Genomic DNA, 4,545 nt, shown 5'->3' on the forward strand with positions numbered 1-4,545 from the left:
GGGCCAGAAGGCCGCCCGGCCCAGCAGCACGAGGGCGCAGGGCAGCACGACCAGGCCCGCCGCCACGGCGACGAGCACGCCCACCGCGGCGCCGAGCCCCAGCGACTGCGTGGACTCGGTGTCGGCCAGGAGCAGCGCCAGCACGGCGAGGACGACCGTGCCGCCGCTGGCGAGGATGGCAGCGCCGGCCCGCTGCACCGCCGTCCGCATGGCGTCGGCCGGCCGCTCCTGCACCCGCAGCTGCTCCCGGTAGCGGGCGACGAGCAGGAGCGCGTAGTTCGTCGCGGCCCCGAAGACGAGGACGCTGACGATGCCCGCCCCGCTCGGGTCCACGGCCAGCCCCGCGGCGGGGACGACAACGTCGACGAGGCGCACGACCGTCTGCTCCGCGGCCGCGACCACGAGCAGGGGCACGACGACGAGCAGGGGGCTGCGGTAGGTCACGAGCAGCAGCACGGCGACGACGATGAGCGAGCGGCCCGTGATCTGCCGGGCCGGCACCGGCTCCGGCAGCGGGGCCCGACGGCGGGCGGCCGTGGCGGCGGCGGACGCCGCGGGGGTGCGGTTGCCGCGGGCGATCGCGACCCACCGGGGCGGGGACGCCGGGGCCGGGGACTACGTGGCGCTGCGCGACCACTACCTGCGGCTGCTGGGGCGCCTGCCGGAGGGGACGAGCGAGATCTTCCTGCACCCGGCGCCCGAGACGGAGCGGCTGCGGGCGGCCGCCCCGGGGTGGTGGCGCGCGCGCACCTGGGAGCTGCGGCTGCTGGGCGACCCGGTGTTCGCGCGGGAGATCGACCGGCAGGGGATCGGCCTGGTGGCGCGGTGGTGAGCGGGGGAGCGGGGCTGCCTGCCGGCGGCACGTCGCCGGTGCGGTACGGGCTGGGCATGTTCGGGACGTCGCTGCCGATCAACCTGGTCAAGGGCTCGATGTTCTACGTGTACGTGGAGCTGCTGGGTCTGGACGCGGCCGTCTACGCGGCGGTGTACGCGGTCTACGGGGTGCTGGACGCGCTGGACAACCCGGCGTTCGGCTACCTGTCGGACCGGACGCGGTCGCGCTGGGGCCGGCGTCGGCCGTACCTGGTGGTCGGGGCGCTGGTGCTGGCGTGCACGACGGTCGCGCTGTTCTCCGTGCCCGGGCCCGTGGCGGACTCGGCCGTGGGGCTGGCGGTCTGGTTCGCGGTCTTCGCGATCACCACGGAGATGGCGGACTCGCTGATCAACGCGAGCTACGGCGCGCTGCTGCCGGAGCTGTTCGGCCACGAGCGGCGGCGGGCGTCGGCGAACGCCGTGCGCCAGGGCGCCCAGCTCGTGGCGCTGGTGGTCGCCCTCGCGCTCACGCCGGTGCTGGCGCGGGCGGCGCTGGGCTCCGAGGGCTCGACGGTCGGGTACGGGCGCCTGGCGGTGATCTTCGGGGTCGTGGCCGCGGCGGTGATCCTCTGGACGGCGGCGGGCGTGCGCGAGGACCCGGCGCTGGACGCCGAGCCGCGGCCGCGGTTCTTCCGGTCGGTGCGGGAGGTGCTGTCGACGCCGCAGTTCTGGACGGTCGGGGTGGTCAACGCGTGCTACGGCGCGGCGATGGCGCTCGTGCTGGGCGGCCTGCAGCTGTACGTCGAGCACACCCTGGGCGGGTCGGCCCTGGACGCGAGCATCCTGCAGCTCGTCGTGATCGCCGTGGCGATCGGCATGCTGGCGGTGTGGGCCGCCGTCGTGCGGCGCAAGGGTGCCGCGTGGACGTGGCGGCTGGCGCTGCCGGTCGCGGCGCTGGGGTTCGTGCCGATGTACGTCGCGACCGACCTGCTGACCGGCATCCTGGGCGGGCTGGCGGTCGCCGTGGGGTACTCGGGTGTGCTGGCGACCAACGACCTGGTCATCGCGCGCGTGCTGGACGCGGACGCCGCACGGCACGGCGTGCACCGCAGCGGGCTGTTCCTGGCGGCGTTCGGGGTGCTGGGCCGGTTGAACGCGCTCGTGACGGCGGCGGCGGTCGCGTCGCTGGCCGTGTTCTTCGGCTACCGGTCGGGCGCCGACCCGGGACCGGACCCTGGGCAGGCGTTCCGGGTGTACCTGTCGGTGTACCCGTTCGTGCTGCTGCTGGTCGGCACGGTGGTGTCCCGGTTCATCCGCCTGCCCGCGGCGCCGCAGGAGCAGGTCACGCGCTGATCGCCAGCAGGGTCCGGTCGGCCGCCTCGAGCCGGTAGGGGCCGTGCTCGGGTGGCGCGGGCAGCACGGCGTGGTCGCCGCGCACGCGGCGGCGTCGCCCGCCCGGGGTGTCGGCGTGGAGGTCGACGAGCACGGTGCCGTCGGCGTCGAGCGCGACCAGGTCCTCGCCCACCCGGACGAGGACCGGCTCGCCGGGGCCGGGGAAGCGGCTGAGGGCGGTGCGCCCGTGCCGGACGGCGTCGAGGATCGCCTCAGGTGTCCGGTCCGCCGCGGCGACCCACGTGGTGGGTGTGCCGGGCGGGTAGCCCTGGTCGGGCGTGTGGAAGTCGCTGCCGCCCAGGAGCACGGGCGCGGCGGTGCCCGTGCCGACCGTGCGCAGGTACGCCCACGGCCCTGTCGCGGTCAGGTCGAGGAACCACGAGATGTGCCACAGCTCCAGCAGGCCCGTACGGACCGGGTGGTGCCAGCCGCAGTCGTCCTGCAGCGGGTGGTTCACCGACAGCAGGCCGCCGTGCGCCTCGACGTCGGCCACCCAGTGCGCGGCCGGGCGGCGGAAGTCCACCCAGCCGATGTCACCGAAGGCGTTGGCGTGGCCCGCGTGCGTGGTGACCTCCTGGCCGGGCAGCAGGCTCACGTCGTAGGTCGCGCCGACGCCCGGCAGGTGCGGGTGGTGGGAGACGGTGTTGTGGTCGGTGACCGCGAGGAAGTCCAGGCCGCGTCCCGCGGCCGCCGCGGTGAGCTGCGCGATGCTCAGGGTGCCGTCCGAGTGCGTGGTGTGCGCGTGCAGGTCGCCCGCGAACCAGGTCAGGCCGTCCGGCGCGGGCAGGGCGCGGCCGGTCCGCGTGCCGCCGGCGGGGACGGCCGGTCCGGGCGGCGGTGCGGGCGGCTCGCCCTCGACACCGCCCGCGTCGACGCCGGTCGCGACCGTGACCGTCACGTCGACCGGCTGCTCCCGGAGCACGTGCAGGCCCAGCACCACGGCCCACGTGCCCGGCACCAGCTCGCCCGGCTCGTACCCGGGCGTCGCGGCGGCGGGCGTGATCGCGAACCGGGACCTGGCCCCGCCCGACCAGCCGCGCCACCGCTGCGGGTCGCGGCACCCGAGGTCGATGACGGCCGCCTCCCGGTCGAACGCCAGGGTGACCTCGAGGGCCGTCGTGCCGGGCGGCACGTCGAACGGCACCTCCAGGTACCGCTGGGCGATCTGGTCGTCGGTCGACAGGCTCAGGCGACGCTGCTGACGGCTCACGAGGCGAGGCTATCGGTGCCGCGCGCCGCACCGGGTTGCGGTGACGCGCGTGACCAGGCAGGGTGCGGGTGCCGCAGGGGCGCGCCCTCCTGCCCGTACCCGACCGTGAACCCAGGAGCTGCCTGTGCACCCGTCCGACGCCCCGGCTATCACCGAGATCCCCGTGGGGGGCGCGGACGCGGGCCCCTACGGGGTGGCCGCCGGACCGGACGGCGCCCTCTGGGTCACCCTCTCGCGCGCGGGCCGGATCGCCCGCGTCACGCCCGACGGCGACGTCACCGAGCACACCCTGGACGCGCCGGACTGCCTGCCGCTGGTCATCGCGCCGGGCCCCGACGGTGCGCTGTGGTTCACCCGCTCCGGGGACCACCGCATCGGCCGCATCACCCCCGCGGGCGACGTGCGCTCCTACGCCGTGCCCACGCAGGGCTCGCCGTACGGCATCACCGCGGGCCCCGACGGCGCCATGTGGTTCACCATGACGGCGGCCGACCGGATCGGCCGCGTCGCGCTGGACGGTCACGTCACCGAGGTCGAGGTCCCCGTGACCGGCGGCATGCCGTCGATGATCACGACCGGCCCCGACGGCGCGCTGTGGTTCACGCTCAACCAGGCGAACGCCGTCGGGCGCGCCACCGTGCAGGGCGAGATCACCATCCACCCCCTGCCCACGCGAGACGCCGGGCCCGTCGGCATCACCAGCGACGGCACCCGGCTGTGGTTCGTCGAGATCGCCGCGGGCCAGGTCGGCCGCATCACGACCGACGGCGCCGTCGAGGAGCTCCCGCTCCCGGACCGCGACGCCCGGCCGCACGCGATCTGCGCCACGGTCGACGGTGGGTGCTGGTTCACCGAGTGGGGCGGCAACCGGGTCGGGCACGTCACCGCCGACGGCGCGATCACCGGCTACGACCTGCCCACGCCCGGCTCGGAACCGCACGGCCTCACGGTCGGGCCGGACGGCGCGGTGTGGGTCGCCCTGGAGTCCGGCGCGCTGGCGCGGCTGGAGCGCTAGCCCGCCGTCGGCGCCGGGTCCGTGGCACGCGCCTCCCGGAGCGCCTCCCGCAGTCCGGCCGCCACGCCCTCGGCCTGCGCCTGCGCCCCGGGTGACAGCGATCTCTGCCCGCCGC

5 protein-coding genes are annotated in these 4,545 nt (G+C 76.3%); 3 read left to right on the forward strand and 2 right to left on the reverse strand.

Annotated features, from left to right (window positions below; all coding sequences use genetic code 11):
• Positions 1-456 (reverse strand): MMPL family transporter (locus tag HLB15_RS22550; RefSeq protein WP_212760252.1); only part of this gene is annotated, 456 nt, incomplete at its 3' end.
• Between the two features lie 10 nt (positions 457-466).
• Here HLB15_RS22550 and HLB15_RS22555 point away from each other — a divergent pair.
• Together HLB15_RS22555 and HLB15_RS22560 are read left to right on the forward strand one after the other, a co-directional pair.
• Complete coding sequence (locus HLB15_RS22555; protein WP_171108865.1) at positions 467-832, forward strand: polysaccharide deacetylase family protein; 366 nt, start codon at positions 467-469, stop codon at positions 830-832.
• Positions 829-2,166: an MFS transporter gene (locus HLB15_RS22560; RefSeq protein WP_229785469.1), complete on the forward strand. Its 1,338-nt coding sequence runs from the start codon at positions 829-831 to the stop codon at positions 2,164-2,166. Before HLB15_RS22555 ends, HLB15_RS22560 begins: the two co-directional genes overlap by 4 nt.
• Here the strand turns inward: HLB15_RS22560 and HLB15_RS24400 are convergent.
• Positions 2,156-3,415 (reverse strand): CehA/McbA family metallohydrolase, encoded by a 1,260-nt coding sequence (locus HLB15_RS24400; protein WP_171108867.1) that lies wholly within the window; start codon positions 3,413-3,415, stop codon positions 2,156-2,158. The genes HLB15_RS22560 and HLB15_RS24400 overlap by 11 nt on opposite strands.
• A gap of 124 nt (positions 3,416-3,539) precedes the next feature.
• On the opposite strand from HLB15_RS24400, the gene HLB15_RS22570 reads away from it, so the two are divergent.
• On the forward strand, positions 3,540-4,430 hold the full coding sequence (locus tag HLB15_RS22570) for a Vgb family protein (protein WP_171108870.1): 891 nt from the start codon (positions 3,540-3,542) through the stop codon (positions 4,428-4,430).
• Positions 4,431-4,545 lie beyond the last annotated feature (115 nt).

Source organism: Promicromonospora citrea (genome assembly GCF_013004695.1).
Lineage (GTDB): Bacteria > Actinomycetota > Actinomycetes > Actinomycetales > Cellulomonadaceae > Promicromonospora > Promicromonospora citrea.

Excerpts from the sequence above, each read along its gene's own strand:
- HLB15_RS22555 (WP_171108865.1), top strand. The coding sequence starts at position 467 with ATGAGCGAGCGGCCCGTGATCTGCCGGGCCGGCACCGGCTCCGGCAGC.